A 14737-nucleotide genomic window follows, 5' to 3' on the forward strand; every position below is an offset into this window, starting at 1 on the left:
CGCATCACGTTGTTTACACACGTTCTCACCTCCTTGTTTACAACCGCTCTCACGACGTTGTTTACAACCGGTGTCGCCACGTTGTTTACAACCAATCGCACGACGTTGATTACAGCCGGCGGAACTGGTTAGCCGACGAAGTCGGCATGGACGTGTAGTCACGATCTGGCGGAAAATGCTCCTTCTCGTAGGTTTGATGTTTGTGAAGCCAGGCCGGTTTCGGGTCGCGGATTTTCGCTCCCGCGATTTGCCAGAGCGGGAAGGGTTCTTGGGCGGCGTCGGTGCGCATGGGCAGTGGAAAGTAGATGCTCTCGACTCCACTGAGCGCGTCGAACATGGCGAATTCGGTCTCGGTGGTCACGACCTGGTAGGTCCCAACCAGCGTCGTCGGGACCTTGATTCGGAGGCCGTGGAAGTAGAACTGCGGGTTGGCTCGCGTGATGACGACGTGGTCCGAGGAATCGCGCAGCCGGCCGCCATGCGGCACCCGCTGCGCGCCAGGCTCGGCGGGAATCGTGGTCTGCCTCAGATCGACAGCTCCGCCCGACTGATCGGCGAGGGATTTGTCCCGGTACGAGTCCGCTCGCGCCTGAAGCACGTCGTGGCTGATCGGGGTGCCATCGGCGGGGCGGTGTTCCGCGGCGCCCCAGGCCTGCCCGGGTGTCATCGATCCGGGCAGCGCCTGGTGCCGTCGGCGGTAGTTGTAATAGGCGCGGTAATCAATGATCAGGGCGGTGAGCTGCTCCAGGGTATCGGGGGCGTTGGCATCGAGGAACCGCAAGATCGTTTGGTGGCTGCGTTCGTTCTTCCCCTGGGTCTGGGGGTGGCTGCCGCGCCCGGTGATGCCCAGACAGCCCCGGTCGGCGAGGAACCGTTCGGTGGCGGAGATGTTGCCGCGTCGGGCCTGGTTGAACGCGGTCCCGTTGTCGCTGAGCAGCTCTTTCGGTACCCCGTGGTCGGTGAAGGCGGAACGGAGCGTGGTGATGGCGTCGGTGCCGTTCTCCGGAGTGGCGAAGCACATCGTGCCGACGTCGAAGCGGGTGGAGTCATCCAGCAGCTGGTAGACGGTGACCTTGGTGCCCAGCACATTCGGGTCCCGCGCGTCGGCGAGACGGTACTCGAACGCGTCCAGCTGCCACATCTCCATCGCCGCGGCACGGGAGAACCGAAGCCAGGCCGCCCGTGGACGTTTCCGCGGGTTCGCGATCGTGACGCCGGATGAAGCGAGGATGCGGGCGATCGTCGCCACCGACGGGATGGGAGAAACGAATTCGCCGGTATCGATCCCGGTGAACCAGATTGATTTGGGCCCGTTGTCCCAACCTTCCTTCTTCAGCCGGGCGCGGATCCTCAGAACGATCTCGGTAGTCTTCTGGTCAAAGGTCCGTACCGGGTTCAGTGGCGCTGACGAGCGCGGATTCAGCGCCGTGTTGCCCTCGCGGAGGAATCGTCGCCGGATGTTGTAAAACGACGGCCGGCTGATGTTCAGTCGTTGGCAGAACTCGGTAACGCTGGGCCCGTCGGCGGCAAGCGGGTCGTATTCAATGATCTGGCGGCGGACGGAGGGAGAAAGGGATCTAGGCACCCCCAATTATCAAAACCGCGATCAGGGCGTGCTTCCTTGAACGCCGAACCTGTAATCAGGGTCGTGAGACATCCCGTAAACAAGGTGCTGAGACATGGTGACAACAACGTCGTGAGACAGGTCGTAAACACAGAGCTGAGACAGCACAGTACCAAGTACGTGGACTAGAGGTACCAACACCGGCTACTCGCCAACCGCTCTCGCCCGAGAGCAAATGGTTGTTCTCAAACCAGCCTCCCGAAAGAAGCTCCACTGGCATGACAACAACACACCTGCAGGCCGCACGAAGCTCGTTGGGCACGTGTCAGGCATCGGCGCCGAGCACCTTGTCGTGATCCGATTAGGAAGCACCCATGCACCTGCAGAACGTCGACGGCGAATGTGCATCGAACGGCTGACATTCGAGCTGCAGCTGCTGGGAGTTACTCGCGTGATCTTCGAATCACGGGGACCCGGAGACAAGTCTGATCTTGCACTCCTCCAGGGACTTCGCTCTAAACGGATCATCGATCCTTCGCTGCGTTTCTACCACCTGCCCGGTCCAGCCGAGCCCCTCTTGTGGATCTCAGACATTGTCTGCGGAGCTGTCACACAAGACCGGATCGGAAACCCTGCGATGCTGGACCCCATCCGGGATTCCATTACGTTTCACGAAATCCACCAAGGTTAAAACGCAAAACCCTGGGCCCCGCCATGCGAGATCTCCCAGGGTTTACTTTCACAGTTACCGCGATAACTGGACAATTCAAGTGTGACACAAAGCGGCCGGCAATGGTAACCCCCGCAATCATTCCCTGAATATCCTGCCTCATGTCCCATCGCAACAACACTGAGGCTCGCGGGTGCTGCTCCAATACATTATTCGAATTCGGTTCCGGTGAGCGGGGTCATGTGAGGCTACCCACCTGAGGGAGGTGCTGATCGGTTGGGCGCGGGTGTCCACGAATTCTCAGGGCCTAATGGCGCAGCGCGACGCACTGCCCGGCCTAGGAAGGGACAAACCCGCGGCCTCACGTCTCCGCGGGTTCGTATTCAGACCTTGACATCCACAAAAACGTTTATGTAAGCTCTCACCCACATCAACAAAAACGTTTTTGGGAATGGGTTCAATGATGAGCAAGCGTGTGGGTATTCGAGAGGTCGCGGCCGCGGCCGGCGTCTCCGTGACGACCGTGTCGCACTCGCTCAGCGGTGGCGGACAGCTCAGCGACGCCACCCGGGAACGCGTCAAGTCAGTGGCCGAGGGCCTCAACTACGCACCCAACCGGCTCGCCAGCGGCCTGCGCAGCAAGCGCTCGCAGATCATCGGCTTCGTCAGCGACGAGATCTCCACCACTCCCTATGCCGGCAACGTGCTGCTCGGAGCGCAGGAGGCTGCCGCCGCCAACGACCAGGTGCTCATGGTCGTCAACTCCAACCGCAACTCCAAGGTCGAAGACCTCGGCATCGAAGCGCTGCTGCAGCATCGTGTGGATGGGATCATCTACGCCCGTATGTACCACCAGGCTGTTGAGCTTCCCGCGGCATTGAGTGGCATCCCCACCGTGCTGCTCGACGCATCCAGCGACCGCACCGACCTGTCCTCGGTGGTGCCCGACGAAGAGGGCGCCGCCCGCACCGCGATGGCGCACCTGCTCGAGGCCGGACACCGGCGCATCGGCTACCTGGGCAACATCGACGACATCCCCGCCACCCGCGGCCGCCTGGCCGGGTACCGTGCCGCTCTGGCCGAACAGGGCATCGCCTACGACGAGTCCCTCGTCACCGCGAGCGAGTCGATGACCGGGCCGGGCCGCGACGCCGCCAGCCGGCTGCTGGCCCTGGCCGACCGGCCCACCGCGCTGTTCTGCTTCAACGACCGCATCGCCATGGGCGCCTACCAGGCGGCACACCTGGCCGGCCTGGAGATCCCCGGGGACCTGAGCATCGTGAGCATCGACAACTTCGAGGTGCTGGCCGACGCGCTGCTGCCCGGGCTCACCTCTATCGCACTGCCGCACTACGAGATGGGCCGCTGGGCCATCGAGCGGCTCGCCGCCGAACTGGCCGACGACGCCGATTCGGCACCGCAGCAGATTCAGATGCCCTGCCCGCTGGTGCTACGGCAGTCAGTCGGCCCGCCTCCGCGCTAACGCGGCGACGAGCCAACCCACACACTTCGCGTCCGCTGGAACGAACGCGACGATCGGCGCCTCCGCCGAGAAACTCTCCACCCAACCGAATAGAAGGAATGAAGATGAGACACGCAAAGAAGCGCCTGATCGTTGCGAGTTTACTTGCCACGAGTCTCGTTGCCAGCATGGCTGGCTGCGCCAACGGCACCGCCGCCGCCGGCTCCGACGGCAAGAACGGTGAACTGACCATTTGGACCCACAACGGCGGCAACACCGAAGAGCTCGCCGCCGTACAAGCCATCGTGGACGGTTACAACTCCAGCCAGGACAAGACCACGGTGAAGCTGCAGGCGTTCCCGCAGGCCTCCTACAACGACTCGGTGATCGCGGCCGCGGCATCCGGCAAGCTGCCCTGCATCGTCGACATCGACGGCCCCAACGTGCCCAACTGGGCCTGGGCCAAGTACCTCACCCCGCTGGATCTCAGCGTGGACCTGGGCGAGAACCTGCCCAGCACGCTGGGCATCTGGAACGGCCAGACCTACTCGGTGGGCTACTACGACGTGGCGCTGGCGATGTTCGCCCGCAAGTCCGTGCTCGCCGAGAACGGCATCCGCCAGGCCACCATCGACCAGCCGTGGACGCAGGCCGAGTTCGACGACGCGCTCGCGAAGCTCAAGGCGACCGGCACCTGGAAGAACCCGCTCGACATCGGCACGGGTGACGTGGGCGAGTGGTACCCCTACGCGTACTCGCCGCTGCTGCAGTCCTTCGGCGGCGACCTCATCGACCGCAGCGACTACCAGTCGGCCGAGGGCGCGCTCAACGGACCCGATGCCCTCAAGTGGGCAGAGTGGATGCAGTCCCTGGCAGCCGACGGTTACATCGCCACCAAGAGCGGCGCGGACTCGGCCCTCGACTTCCAGAACAACGTCACCGCCATCCAGTACGGCGGCAGCTGGGCGGCCGCCAACAACGCCGCCGCTCTCGGCGACGACCTGGCCGTGATGCCCTCCGTCGACCTCGGCGAAGGCACCAAGATCGGCGGCGGCTCCTGGCAGTGGGGCGTGACCACCGGCTGCGCCAACCCCGAAGCAGCCATGGACTACCTCTCCTACTCGCTCTCCCCGAGAACATCGCCGCGGTCGCGGTGGCCACGGCCACCATCCCCGCCACGGATGCCGCCGCCGCCCTGGTGCCCGGCTTCGAGGAGGGCGGCAACCTCGCCATCTTCCGCGAGTTCTCGGCGAACAGTGCGGTGCTTCGCCCCGAGACCCCGGCGTACCCGTTCATCGCGACGGAGTTCACCAAGGCCACGCAGGACATCATCAACGGCGGTGACCCGCAGGGCACCCTCGACGCGGCGGTCAAGGCCATCGACGCCAACATCAAGTCCAACGGCGGTTACACGCAGAAGTAGTCGACCGCGGGGGTGCGGTCTCAGCGTCACAGCTGACGGCCGCACCCCCGCCCTCGCTCAGGGAGACTCTCATGACCACCACGATCGAACGACCCCCGGCGGCACCCGCCGCCGGCGGCCCGGCTCGGCCCGGCCGCACCAAGCGCGACCGCACCAGCAAGAGCGAGGAACGCGCAGGGCTGGCCATGCTGGCCCCCGCCGTGCTGTTGCTGGCCCTCTTCATCTTCGTCCCGGCGATCCTCGCGTTCGGGCTCGCCTTCACCAACGCCCGGCTCATCTCGCCCTACCCGGCGGTGTTCGTCGGCCTCGACAACTTCGTGCGACTGTTCGCGGATGCCGCCTTCTTCCGCGCGCTTCTCAACGTGGGCTATTTTGCCGTGGTCGTCGTGCCACTCCAGGCCGGCCTCGCCCTGGTGATGGCGATCCTGGTGAACAAGAAGGTGCGGGGCACCACCTTCTTCCGCACGGTGTACTTCCTGCCGGTGGTCACCTCCATGGTGGTCGTCTCGCTGCTCTGGCTGTTCATGTACCGCCAAGACGGCCTGATCAACGTGATCATCGAACGGGTCACGATGGGCCTGGTCACCGGACCGGACTGGCTGAACAACACCGCCACCTCGATGCCGGCGATCATCCTCATGTCCGTCTGGCAGGGCGTGGGCTTCCACATGATCATCTGGCTCTCCGGGCTGCAGACCATCCCCGCCGACCTTTACGAAGCCGCCGACCTCGACGGCGTCACCGCCTGGCAGCGCTTCCGCTACATCACCTGGCCGGGCCTATCTGCCACCCGCAGCCTCATTCTGGTGACCATCACCATCCAGGCGCTCAGCCTCTTCACCCAGATCAGCGTGATGACCCAGGGCGGCCCGCTGAACTCCACCACCACCGTGGTCTACGAAGCCGTGCGCAGCGGCTTCGCCCAACAGGAGACCGGCTACGCCTCGGCGATCTCCCTCGTATTCTTCGTCATCGTGCTGCTGATCTCGGTCGTGCAGCGCTTCCTCAGCAGAGAGAAGGCCTGATCATGGCGATCTCAGATGTGGCTGTCGCAACGACCGCCCCGCACGTCGTGCTCGGTGCGACGAGGGCCAAGAAGAAGCGCGTCATCGGCGTCGGCGGCTGGATCCTCCGCATTGCCCTGACCGTGCTGTTCCTCTTCCCGATCCTGTTCATGTTCGTGTCGTCGCTGAAGCCCGACCAGCAGATCTTCGGCGACCTGTCGTCGATCGCCGCGTTCCTGCCCATCGGCAACATCTCGATGGACAACTACGCGGCGGTGTTCGACCGGGTGCCGGCCGCCCGGTTCCTGGTCAACTCCATCGGCATCTCGGCCATCACCGTGGTCGCCGGCATCCTGGTGAACAGCCTGGCCGCGTTCGCGCTCTCGCGGATGCGCATCCGCGGCAAGACAGTCATCCTCACCCTCATCATCGCCACCCTGATCGTGCCGTTCGAGACCCTCGCGCTGCCGCTGGTGTGGTGGGTCAACCAGCTGCCCTCCTTCGAGCTGACCGACATGGGGTTCCTCTTCACCAAGGGCTGGATCGACACCTACCAGGTGCAGATCATCCCGTTCGTGGCCAACGCCTTCTCGATCTACCTGTTCCACCAGTACTTCGAGTCGATCCCCAAGGAGCTCGACGAGGCCGCCCGCATGGACGGCGCCGGCTGGTTCCGCATCTACCGCCAGGTGGTCATGCCGCTCTCCGGCCCGGCCATCGCCACCGTCGCCATCCTCACGTTCCTACCCGCCTGGAACTCCTACCTCTGGCCACTCATGGTGGTGCAAACCGAGGAGCTCCGCCCGGTCATGGTGGGCGTGCAGTACTTCTTCCAGCTCAACGTCTCCTGGGGCGAGGTGATGGCGTACTCCACGCTGATCACCCTGCCCGTGGTGGCCCTGTTCATCGCGTTCCAACGCTCATTCGTCAACAGCATCGCGTCCAGCGGTGTGAAAGGTTAGGCCCGGTTATGTCGCTCCAACTGCCCGATAAGTGGATCTGGGACTCCTGGTACGTACAGGTCGACGGCGTCACCCACGCCTTCTACCTGCACGCCAGCAAGGCCCTCGGCAACCCCGACCGGCGGCACCGGCATCCGATCGTGGGTCACGCCGTGAGCACCGATCTGACCAACTGGACGGTCGTGCAGGATGCCCTGATCATCTCGGATGCGCCCGCCTTCGACGACGGCACCACTTGGACCGGTTCGGTGGTGCAGGATGACGACGGCCTCTGGTGGATGTTCTACACCGGCACCTCCCGCGCCGAGGACACCATGGTGCAGCGGGTGGGTGCGGCCACCTCGCCCGACCTGCTCACCTGGACCAAGGTCTCGACCGAACCGCTCGTGGAGGCGGACCCCGCCTGGTACGAGAAGCTCGATCTCTCGGTCTGGCACGACGAGGCCTGGCGCGACCCGTGGGTGTTCCGGTTCCCCGGCGAGAGCACCTGGCAGATGCTGATCACCGCCCGCGCCGCGACCGGCGACCCGCGGGTGCGTGGTGTGCTCGGCCACGCCACCAGCGACGACCTGCGCAACTGGACGGTGCAGCCGCCGCTCAGCCAGCCCGGCCAGGGCTTCGGCCAGCTGGAGGTGTTCCAGTTCGAGATCGTCGACGGCGTACCCGTGTTGTTGTTCTGCTGCGGCGTGAGCGAGCTCTCCCCCGAACGCCAAGCGTTGGGCGAGGTGGGCGGCGTGTACAGCGTGGCCGTGGACGCCCGGCTGGAGCAGGTGGACTTCACCGGCGCGGTGCTCTTCGACCGCACCGACCTCTACGCCTCCCGACTGCTGAAGGATGCCGACGGGGGCTGGGTGCTGCTCGGCTTCATCAACATCGTCGACGGCGAGTTCGTCGGCACACTGAGCGACCCGATTCCGGTCACGGCGGATCCGGTGCGGGGGCTCGTGCATCGCACGGGCGCAGTTTCCGCTGTCGCCGACCACGCTCTCGCCGCAGCCGCACTGTGAGCGGGGATGAGCGTGGCCAGCGCCAGGTACTCGTGGTGGGCGAAGCGCTGGTGGATCTCGTACAGCGGACCGACGGCTCCCGGCACGAGGCGCCCGGCGGCAGCCCGGCCAACGTTGCGCTGACGCTGGGGCGGTTGGGGCGGCATCCGCAGCTGCTCACGCACCTGGGTGACGACGACCGCGGCCGAGTTGTCCGCGGCTGGCTGGAGGAGTCGCATGTGCGGGTCACGGCGAGCGCCGCCGGGTCGACCTCCACGGCCACCGCGGTGCTGGATGCGACCGGTGCCGCCAGCTATGAGTTCGATCTGGCCTGGTCGGTGGATGCCTCACTGGCCGGCCCGGCCGATCTGGTGCACATCGGGTCGGTCGCCACGGTGATCGAGCCGGGCGCCTCCGAGGTGGCCCGTCTCGTTGCAGACCGGCGCGCGACGGCCACGATCAGCTTCGACCCGAACGTGCGCCCGGCGCTGATCGACGATGCCGACGCGGCCCGCGCCCAAGTGGAACATCTCGTGGGGCTGGCCGATGTGGTGAAGGTCAGCGATGAGGACCTGCGCTGGCTGCAGCCCGACCTGAGCCTGACCGACGCAGCGGCCGCGTGGCTGGCGGCCGGGCCATCCGTTGTGGTGGTCACCCTCGGCGGCAACGGTGCCTTTGCGCTCACGCCTGCCGGCCGGGTTGCGATCGTCGCGCCGCTCGTGAGAGTGGTCGACACCGTCGGCGCCGGCGACACCTTCATGGGCGCGCTCATCGACGGGCTGCTCGAGGCCGACCTCGTGGGCGCCGACCGCCGCGACGCCCTGCGCGAGCTGCCCCTCGGGCTGCTCGAGCAGATCATGCGGAAAAGCGCGGATGCGGCGGCCATCACGGTCTCCCGCCCCGGCGCCGACCCGCCCACCCGGAGGGAGCTGGCGGCCGCCTGACCCACACGCGGGATGGTGACTTGCCAGTTGAGGCCCCTTCGCAGCATGCCAATGGGCCCCAACTGCCATCTCACCCGCGAGCAGCGCTGCGAGATGGCAGCTGACGCCCATTGCGAGCCCGGGAGAGGGCGTCAAGTGGCAACTCGGTGCGCGCTCGGCGTCAGGATCGGCCCACAGCACTCGCGCGGTCGAACCGCTATGCACGCCTGCCCAGCGGAGTCACTGACGGGCGGAGTTACTGACGGGGGAGTTGCTCACTTGCTCACTTGCTGAGTTGCTGACTTGCCAGTTGAGGCCCCTCCGCAGCACGCCAATGGGCCCCACCTGGCAACTCACCCACCGACAGCGGCGTGAGATGGCAGTTGAGGCCCATTGCGAGCCCGGGAGAGGGCGTCAAGTGGCAACTCAGTCCTAGCATCAGCATCAGCCCGCAACACTTGCGCAGCCGGGCCGCCCGCCCGACCGCCGTGGGGCTACCCGCCCGGCGGCCCTCAGGGGATTACTCGGTGAGGCTGTCGACCCACTCGCGGTTGTCCGCGATCCAGGCGGCGACGGGCTTGTCGTAGTCGTCACCGGTGTAGTCCACCAGCAGAGCGGACTCGAGCGAGGTCAGCGTGGGCAGGTCGATCTCGAACTTCGAGAGCCACTCGGCCGCCTGCGGGGAGTCCTTCTCGAAGTCCATCCGCGAGAAGCTGGTCATGTCCTCGCTGCCACCCATGGCGCCCTTGGGGTCGTCGAGGTTCTTCAGGTCGAAGGAGTCGTAGGCCCAGTGCGGCTGCCACAGGGTGACAACGATGTTCTCGCCGGCATCCGTCGCCGCCTGCAACTGGGTGAGCATGGCCGGTGACGATGAGATGACGAAGTCCATGTCCTCCAGCCCGTACTGCGGAATCGCGTTCTCCTCGGTCATCTTGGTCAGACCCGCGCCGGGGTCGGTGCCCACAATGCGGTTGTCGAAGAGGTCGGCGTTCGCGGCGAGTTCCTCGAGCGAGTCGATCGGGGCATCCGCGTTCACCGCGATGGTGTTGCGGCCCTCGGAGTTCCAGACGCCCAGCTCGGTGATGTCGTCGCCGTACTGCTCGATGTAGGCCTCGTGGGTGTTGGGCAGCCACGAGTCCATGAAGACATCGAAGTCTCCGGTCGAAAGCCCCACGAAGGCTGGCCCGATATCGGCGTAGTCGAGGGAGACGTCGTAGCCCTTTTCCTCCAGGATCGCCTCCCAGAGAACGGAGACGGCGATGCCCTCGTCCCAACCGTAGACGACGGCGATGGAAAGGTCTTTGGCTTCGCCGTCTGCTCCTGAGGAGCCGTCGGAACCGGAGTCGGCGCTGCATCCGGCGAGAACCAGGCTGCCGACAGCGGCGATGGAGAGCGCGGCGATATGTCGTGACTTCATGTGATTGGTGTCCGTTTCTGGCCGCACGGGTGCGTGCGGCCGAGAAAGCACCCCGCGGGCAAGCCCGGGCGCGGCGCTCTCTTCGTGGACGGGTGGATCGCGTGGGCCGCTCCCCCGGTCACGCGTGGAGAGGGTCCCGATTCGGAGCCCGAATGGCCCCGATTGCCACCGCACCGTACGCGTTCAGGCGGGGGCTGTGAGGCCCCGTCCTGCACTCGCGTCCTAGCTGTGTTGGCCATTTCGACCTGTGCAACCGTAGCCAAGCGCGCGGGCGCGGCGCGAATTCGACCAATGGTGCGACTACCGCTACAGGCGGGAGGCCGTGGATTGGCGGCCCCCGCATCCTGCGGCGTCGGCGACCTGCTCCATACTTGGATGGATGGGCAGCCGCCCGCCACGATTCACGAAAGATGAGACCGGTGTCTGACCCCAGCCTTCGCCTGCCCAACACGCAGTTCTGCGCGGTGCTCAACCTGGGCATTCTTCCCCTGGTGGCGCCTCCCCTGCCGCCCCGCTTCGCGTACCCGGTGCTGGATGCGCAGTGGCTGGAAGACGGCGCCGCGGTCTACATCGGCTTCGAAGAGGGCGAGCTGCACTTCGATGTGACCGAGCGGGGCATCGAGCACCACTTCCACAACGCCGACGGCGTCGACAGCGACATCAGCCCGTGGCCGCGCGCCGACACCGCGAAGCTGCTGGCCTGGGCCGTGCCGTTCGTCAACCATGTAAGCGAACTGCTCGAAGAACTCACCATGGATGCCGCCGAAGCCGCCGAGTGGAGCGCCCTGGGCCTCACCGTCTACGCGACCAGCCCGGAGGAACCCGTGCAGCTGGAGGTCGTGGACCTCGAGCTGGAGGGCGAACAGCTGATGCTGCCGTGGCTCGGCGCCGGACACGTGGGCCACGACCACATCGACGGACCCAACCACCCGATCGCGCTGCTCTGGAACGCCGAGCACGATGAGCCCGACCTGCCCCTGGCCTCCGCCTGGACCGACCCGACCAATGGCCAGCCTGCCGTGCTCGCCCGGCCCGGGGTGGACTGGGACGCCGTTGGACTGCCTGAGGCCGAGGTACTCGAGTGGCTGGAGGGGCTCTACCTCAACCACCACCTGCTCGCCGACCCCGAGGAGCTCATCCTGCGTGCCGGCCTGGAGCGCATCGCCGGCATCCGCTAGCCGGGTCCCGTTTCGCCTCATCGAGAAGGAGCTTTCATGACAAACCGCCGCTACGCACACGAATCCGCAGCACACGCATCCACCCCGCCCGCAGCCAAGGCACGCACCGCGGCCCGAATCGTGCTCGGCGCGATCCTCGTGCTGGCCGGCACGAGCCACCTCACCTTTGCGCGGGACGACTTTCGCGCCCAGGTGCCCGAGTTCGTGCCACTGAAGGAAGACACCACGGTGTTGCTCTCCGGCGTGGCCGAGATCTCGCTCGGGAGCGCACTGCTGTTCGCCCCGACCAGCCTGCGCGGCAAGGTGGGGCTGCTCGCCGCCACCTTCTTCACCGCGATCTTCCCCGGCAACATCGCCCAGGCCGTGCACCACAAGGATGCGTTCGGGCTGGACACCGACGCCAAGCGCATCGGCCGCTTGTTCGGCCAGCCGCTGCTGGTGGCCTGGGCGCTGTGGAGCACCGCGGCCCTGGTGCGGCGCGCGAAATAGCGGCGGAAGCCACGCTGATTGAGCCTGCCGAAACCAAGCGACACGACCCACGAATCGAGGCCAGCTCACGGGGTCTGGGCAAGCTCGACCAACGAACTGGTCCCACCCACACGCTGGTTGAGCCTGCCGAAACCAGGCGACCCAACCTCGGGATCTGGGCGAAGCCGGAGACGGGAACGGCTAGGAGGCGGACACGCCCTGGCGGGGACGGCTCCAGGTGACGAGCGGATGCAGCAGTGAGATCAGCTGGAGGCCGGACGGGGTCAGGTTGTAGCTGATCGACACCGGGGTGGTGGGCCGAACATCGCGTTCGATCAGGCCCTCCTGCTCCAGCTCCTTGAGCCGGGCGGCGAGCAACCGATCGGAGATACCCTCCACGAGGGCGCGGTACTCCGAGAACCGGCGAGCGCCGCGGGCGCCGGCCATGAGGATCGCGGCGCTCCACTTGCGGCCAGCCAACTCCACGGAGATCTGGAACCGGCGGCACTCTTCCTCGTCGAGGGCGAAGGTCGAGTCGCTCACGCTGCCGGTGACATCACGGTCTGCGACGGCGTGCTCCGCGGGCTGGATCACAACAATCTCCTACTCACTAACTATTGATTAGCAGCTTACCACCGGTTGGCGCTCAGCCGCGAGGTTTGCCATCGTTGAATATCGGCGTTCGCACTCGGGCGCAAGCGTTCCTGCAGAAAGGCCCCCATGGTCACCACGATCGGCATACTCGGAGCGGGCCGCGTCGGCTCCGCTATCGCCCGCACCGCCCTGGCCTCCGGCTACGTCGCGCACATCGCCGGCTCCGGCCCCGCCGCCGACATCCAGCTGATCGTCGACATCGTCACCCCGGGCGCCGTGGCAATGACCGCCGCCGAGGTCGCCGCTACCTCCGACCTGGTGGTGCTCGCCGTACCGATGCACAAGTTCCGCAGCGTCGACCCAGCCACCCTCGTGGGTAAGATCGTGCTCGACACCATGAACTACTGGCAGCCCATCGACGGCCAGCTCGACGAGTTCGCGGGCGACCCGCGCGGTAGCAGCGAGATCGTCGCCGAGTACTTCGCCGGCACCCGCCTGGTGAAGACGCTCAACCACATCGGGTACCACGACCTGGAGACCGACGCCCGGCCCGCCGGCGCCGCCGACCGGCACGCGCTGGCCATCGCCGGTGACGCGGATGCCGCATCCGTCGTCGCCGGGGTCATCGAACGCTTCGGCTTCGACGCCGTCTACGCCGGCCCGCTCGAGGCCGGCGTGGCGTTCGAGCCGGGCTCGCCGGTCTTCGGCGGCAGGCACACCGCGGCCGAACTCACCGCCGAGCTGGAGCTCTCCGCTGGACCGGCGCTGGCCGCCCGGGAGACAACCGAAGCCGCCTAACTGGCCCCGATCCGGACAATTGCACCCGGCACATCGGGACCAGTTGTCCGGTTCGAGAGCAGTTACACGGGTGTTCGCGCACATCACGCTCCAACCGGACCAGCTCCGCCACATCACGCTCCGCTACAGACACACTCCGCCACAGACACACTCCACAGACAGAGGACAGACTCATGGAAATCGGCGCCTACAGCTTCGGCGACACCCCGTTGAACCCCGACGGCAGCCCGCGGAGCACGGCAGAGGGCATCCGCAATCTCTTCGGTGCCATCGTGGCGGCTGACCGGACCGGATTGGACTACTTCGGCATCGGCGAGCACCACACCGTGAGCATGCCGGCATCCTCCCCCGGCGCCGTGATCGCCGCGGCGGCCGCGGCCACCAGTCAGATCATCCTGGGCAGTGCGGCGAGCATCATCAGCACGGATGACCCGGTGCGGGTGTTCCAGCAGCTCGCCACCGCCGACGCCATCTCCGGCGGCGGCCGGGTGGAGATCACCGCGGGCCGGGGCTCCTCCGTCGAGACGTTCCCCCTGTTCGGCTATGACCTGGCCGAGTACGACCGGCTCTACGCGGAGAAGCTAGACCTGCTGATGACCATAAACAACAGCCCCACCGAGACGGTGAGCTGGTCGGGCACCGTGCGCCCCACGCTCGACGAGTTGGCCGTGGTGCCCCGTCCGGTCGCCGGCCGGCTACCGATCTGGCTGGCCACCGGCGGCAACGCGGCATCGTCGGCCCGGGCCGGCAAGCTGGGGCTACCGGTGTCGTACGGCATCATCGGCGGCGAGCCGCACCGGTTCGCTCCGCTGACCGAGCTATACCGACGGTCGGCCGCGCAGGCCGGGCACACCGAGAACCTCAAGGTGTCGGTGGCCACCTCCGGCCTGGTCGCGCCGACGAAGCAGGAGGCGCTGGACCGGTTCTACCCGGGCTGGTACAACCTCAACGTGGAGATGGGCCGACTGCGCGGCTGGGGTGCCCCCGACCGCCGGCAGTACCTGGCCCAGAGCCACGCACCGGGCGCGTACTACGTGGGCGACCCCGACGACGTCGCGGAGCGCATCGTGCACCTGCACGGCTACCTCGGCCACATGCGGCACTTCCTGCAGGGTGACCTGGGCGGCCTACCGCACGAGCACCTGCTGGAGTCGATCACCCTGCTCGCCACAGAGGTAAAGCCCCGCGTGGCCCGGCTGCTCGCCGCGAAATAGGCCTACGGCCTCCGCGAACCGTGAGTTAGGCCCCGAAAAGTCGCTCATCCTGGTGCTTTTGTCTCAGTTCGGTA

Annotated in this window: 13 protein-coding genes and 1 pseudogene; 11 read left to right on the top strand and 3 right to left on the bottom strand. The window is 66.5% G+C overall.

What is annotated here, in order from left to right; all coding sequences use genetic code 11:
• Nucleotides 1-109: 109 nt before the first annotated feature.
• On the bottom strand, nt 110-1585 hold the full coding sequence (locus KY500_RS15850; RefSeq protein ID WP_255579442.1) for an integrase core domain-containing protein: 1476 nt from the start codon (nt 1583-1585) through the stop codon (nt 110-112).
• A gap of 1112 nt (nt 1586-2697) precedes the next feature.
• Here KY500_RS15850 and KY500_RS15855 point away from each other — a divergent pair.
• The 7 genes and pseudogenes from KY500_RS15855 to KY500_RS15880 all read left to right on the top strand — a co-directional run bounded on the left by KY500_RS15855 (nt 2698) and on the right by KY500_RS15880 (nt 9015).
• Nucleotides 2698-3717 (top strand): LacI family DNA-binding transcriptional regulator, encoded by a 1020-nt coding sequence (locus tag KY500_RS15855; protein ID WP_255579444.1) that lies wholly within the window; start codon nt 2698-2700, stop codon nt 3715-3717.
• Nucleotides 3718-3884: 167 nt separating this feature from the next.
• A pseudogene (locus tag KY500_RS15860) lies at nt 3885-4772 on the top strand (ABC transporter substrate-binding protein); the annotation flags it as partial.
• A gap of 77 nt (nt 4773-4849) precedes the next feature.
• The gene (locus KY500_RS19505; RefSeq protein WP_255579445.1) at nt 4850-5119 is read left to right on the top strand and encodes a hypothetical protein; all 270 of its coding nucleotides are present in this window, start codon (nt 4850-4852) and stop codon (nt 5117-5119) included.
• A gap of 71 nt (nt 5120-5190) precedes the next feature.
• Complete coding sequence (locus tag KY500_RS15865) at nt 5191-6144, top strand: carbohydrate ABC transporter permease (protein ID WP_219901367.1); 954 nt, start codon at nt 5191-5193, stop codon at nt 6142-6144.
• A 2-nt stretch (nt 6145-6146) separates the two neighbouring features.
• Entirely contained in the window at nt 6147-7085 is a 939-nt protein-coding gene (locus KY500_RS15870) for a carbohydrate ABC transporter permease (RefSeq protein WP_219901368.1), read from the top strand.
• A gap of 8 nt (nt 7086-7093) precedes the next feature.
• Nucleotides 7094-8092, top strand: a complete 999-nt coding sequence (locus KY500_RS15875; protein WP_219901369.1) for a glycosyl hydrolase family 32 — start codon at nt 7094-7096, stop codon at nt 8090-8092.
• Nucleotides 8089-9015 (top strand): carbohydrate kinase, encoded by a 927-nt coding sequence (locus KY500_RS15880; protein ID WP_219901370.1) that lies wholly within the window; start codon nt 8089-8091, stop codon nt 9013-9015. The genes KY500_RS15875 and KY500_RS15880 overlap by 4 nt, the downstream gene beginning before the upstream one ends.
• Before the next feature lie 499 nt (nt 9016-9514).
• Here the strand turns inward: KY500_RS15880 and KY500_RS15885 are convergent, their stop codons facing one another.
• On the bottom strand, nt 9515-10411 hold the full coding sequence (locus KY500_RS15885) for a glycine betaine ABC transporter substrate-binding protein (RefSeq protein ID WP_219901371.1): 897 nt from the start codon (nt 10409-10411) through the stop codon (nt 9515-9517).
• 419 nt (nt 10412-10830) lie between these two features.
• Between KY500_RS15885 and KY500_RS15890 the strand changes: the two genes are divergently transcribed.
• Entirely contained in the window at nt 10831-11589 is a 759-nt protein-coding gene (locus tag KY500_RS15890; protein ID WP_219901372.1) for a hypothetical protein, read from the top strand.
• A gap of 36 nt (nt 11590-11625) precedes the next feature.
• Nucleotides 11626-12078: a hypothetical protein gene (locus tag KY500_RS15895; protein ID WP_255579446.1), complete on the top strand. Its 453-nt coding sequence runs from the start codon at nt 11626-11628 to the stop codon at nt 12076-12078.
• Nucleotides 12079-12258: 180 nt separating this feature from the next.
• Here the strand turns inward: KY500_RS15895 and KY500_RS19510 are convergent, their stop codons facing one another.
• A complete protein-coding gene (locus KY500_RS19510; RefSeq protein WP_255579447.1) occupies nt 12259-12651 on the bottom strand; it encodes a helix-turn-helix domain-containing protein in 393 nt (130 codons plus the stop codon).
• A 126-nt stretch (nt 12652-12777) separates the two neighbouring features.
• Between KY500_RS19510 and KY500_RS15905 the strand changes: the two genes are divergently transcribed.
• Both KY500_RS15905 and KY500_RS15910 read left to right on the top strand, forming a co-directional pair.
• Nucleotides 12778-13449 (top strand): NADPH-dependent F420 reductase, encoded by a 672-nt coding sequence (locus tag KY500_RS15905; protein ID WP_219901373.1) that lies wholly within the window; start codon nt 12778-12780, stop codon nt 13447-13449.
• Nucleotides 13450-13622: 173 nt separating this feature from the next.
• A complete protein-coding gene (locus KY500_RS15910; RefSeq protein ID WP_219901374.1) occupies nt 13623-14663 on the top strand; it encodes an LLM class flavin-dependent oxidoreductase in 1041 nt (346 codons plus the stop codon).
• Nucleotides 14664-14737: the final 74 nt, after the last annotated feature.

Origin of the sequence: Cryobacterium sp. PAMC25264 (assembly GCF_019443325.1) — a bacterium.
Lineage (GTDB): Bacteria > Actinomycetota > Actinomycetes > Actinomycetales > Microbacteriaceae > Cryobacterium.

Bases quoted from the DNA above. Each gene is read 5' to 3' on its own strand.
- KY500_RS15875 (WP_219901369.1), top strand. From the start codon at position 7,094: ATGTCGCTCCAACTGCCCGATAAGTGGATCTGGGACTCCTGGTACGTA.
- KY500_RS15865 (WP_219901367.1), top strand. From the start codon at position 5,191: ATGACCACCACGATCGAACGACCCCCGGCGGCACCCGCCGCCGGCGGC.
- KY500_RS15910 (WP_219901374.1), top strand. From the start codon at position 13,623: ATGGAAATCGGCGCCTACAGCTTCGGCGACACCCCGTTGAACCCCGAC.
- KY500_RS15855 (WP_255579444.1), top strand. From the start codon at position 2,698: ATGAGCAAGCGTGTGGGTATTCGAGAGGTCGCGGCCGCGGCCGGCGTC.
- KY500_RS15885 (WP_219901371.1), bottom strand. From the start codon at position 10,411: ATGAAGTCACGACATATCGCCGCGCTCTCCATCGCCGCTGTCGGCAGC.
- KY500_RS15870 (WP_219901368.1), top strand. From the start codon at position 6,147: ATGGCGATCTCAGATGTGGCTGTCGCAACGACCGCCCCGCACGTCGTG.
- KY500_RS15905 (WP_219901373.1), top strand. From the start codon at position 12,778: ATGGTCACCACGATCGGCATACTCGGAGCGGGCCGCGTCGGCTCCGCT.
- KY500_RS15895 (WP_255579446.1), top strand. From the start codon at position 11,626: ATGACAAACCGCCGCTACGCACACGAATCCGCAGCACACGCATCCACC.